This is a genomic window from Dietzia sp. DQ11-44 (assembly GCF_014145205.1).
In the GTDB taxonomy this organism is placed as follows: domain Bacteria; phylum Actinomycetota; class Actinomycetes; order Mycobacteriales; family Mycobacteriaceae; genus Dietzia; species Dietzia natronolimnaea.
Genome location: NZ_JAALEC010000655.1, coordinates 1 through 1097, shown reverse-complemented (window position 1 = coordinate 1097; position 1097 = coordinate 1). Strand labels below are relative to the sequence as shown.

1 protein-coding gene is annotated in these 1097 nt (G+C 72.0%); it reads right to left on the bottom strand.

All coding sequences use genetic code 11. The features are described 5' to 3' along the window. Positions 1 to 105: 105 nt before the first annotated feature. Complete coding sequence (locus tag G6018_RS15070) at positions 106 to 975, bottom strand: metal ABC transporter permease (RefSeq protein WP_095717860.1); 870 nt, start codon at positions 973 to 975, stop codon at positions 106 to 108. Between the last annotated feature and the right edge of the window lie 122 nt (positions 976 to 1097).

The window sequence follows — 1097 nt, the reverse complement described above, 5'->3', positions numbered from 1 at the left end:
TCCCGCCGCTGGCCCCCAGGTGGTGGGCGGCCATGAGATAGGCCTGGATGGTCGGCGTGAGATCGGCCAGGCCTCTGGGTACATCTGCACGGGGCGGGTCGACGGTCATGCCGTCATCATCCCCGATCGCCGGGCCCGGGCGCCCGCCGCGGCCCGCGGGATCACGCCGCGCCGGGGGGCGAACAGCTGCGCCGCGGTGAAGATGACGGCCTGCGCGAGGACCACTACCGGGCCCGGGGGGAGGTCGGCGTAGTAGCCGGCGTACAGGCCGGTGACGCCACCGACCAGGGCGACGACGACGGCGACGATCATCGTCCCCCGCATGGTGTCGGCCACCAACTGGGCGGTCGCGCCGGGGATGATGAGCGTGGCCACCACCAGGATCACGCCCACCGACTGGACCCCCGCCACGGTGGCGGTGGCGAGGGTGGCGAGCAGGAGCCCGGTCAGCGCCCGCGTCCTGAGCCCCAGGGTGTGGGCGTGCAGCCGGTCGAAGGCCAGCATGATGAGATCGCGGCGGAAGGCCAGCAGCACGATCACCGTGAACGCCGAGACCGCCAACACCTGGACGAGGTCGGAATCGCGCACCCCGAGGACGCTGCCGAACAGGATCGAGTGCAGGTCCTGCCCGCTGGGGAACCGGGCGATGAGGACCAGTCCGAACGAGAACAGGGCGGTGAAGACGATGCCCATGGCCGCGTCCTCCCGCACCGTCCCCCCCTCTCGGACCGCGCCGATGAGCGCCACCGCGACCAGCGCGGCGATGAGTGCGCCGACCGCGAACGGGATGCCGATCAGGGCGGCGATCACCACACCGGGCAGGACGGCGTGGGAGACCGCGTCACCCATGAGAGACCAGCCCATGTGGACCAGCCAGCAGCTCAGCAACGCGCCGGCCACACCGGAGGCGGCCACCACGAGCAGGGCGCGCCGCATGAACTCGTAACTCATCGGCTCGACGAGCAGATCGATCATCACAGTGCTCCCTCGGCGGTCGGCGACCGGTCGTCGACGGCGGGCAGCCGCGCCCCGAGCAACGTGGACAGGATCTGGGGGGTGGTGGTCTCGGCCACGGGGCCGTGCGCCACCAGCCGACC